Source organism: Salinimicrobium oceani (assembly GCF_012037645.1).
On sequence record NZ_JAAVJR010000248.1, the window covers coordinates 1 to 592 of the forward strand.

Annotated in this window: 1 protein-coding gene; it reads left to right on the plus strand. The window is 45.8% G+C overall.

Translation table 11 applies throughout. The annotated features are described in order from the left end of the window. Window positions 1-592 (plus strand): transketolase family protein (locus HC175_RS16535; RefSeq protein WP_317172341.1); only part of this gene is annotated, 592 nt, incomplete at both ends.

Here is a 592-nt window from a genome sequence, read left to right on the forward strand (position 1 = left end):
GCAGCCGGAATGACCATTGGCGGAAAAATTCCTTTTACAGGAACTTTTGCCAACTTCTCTACCGGAAGGGTCTATGACCAGATCAGGCAATCTATTGCCTACAGTGACAAAAATGTCAAAATTTGCGCCTCTCATGCCGGACTTACTTTAGGGGAAGACGGGGCAACCCACCAGATCCTTGAGGACATCGGGTTGATGAAAATGTTGCCGGGAATGACAGTGATCAACACCTGCGATTATAATCAGACCAAAGCAGCTACTATTGCAATAGCAGAGCATCACGGTCCTGTATATCTTCGCTTCGGAAGGCCAAAAGTGGCAAATTTCACGCCCGAAGATCAGACGTTCGAAATTGGCAAAGCTGTACTTCTGAATGAAGGAAAAGATGTGACCATTATCGCTACCGGACATCTGGTTTGGGAAGCGCTTCAAGCTGCTGAACAACTTGAGGAAAAAGGTATTTCGGCTGAAGTGATCAATATTCATACTATCAAACCACTTGATGAAGCTGCTATTTTAGCTTCAGTAGGAAAAACGGGTTGTGTGGTAACTGCCGAAGAACATAACTTCCTTGGTGGCCTGGGAGAAAGCG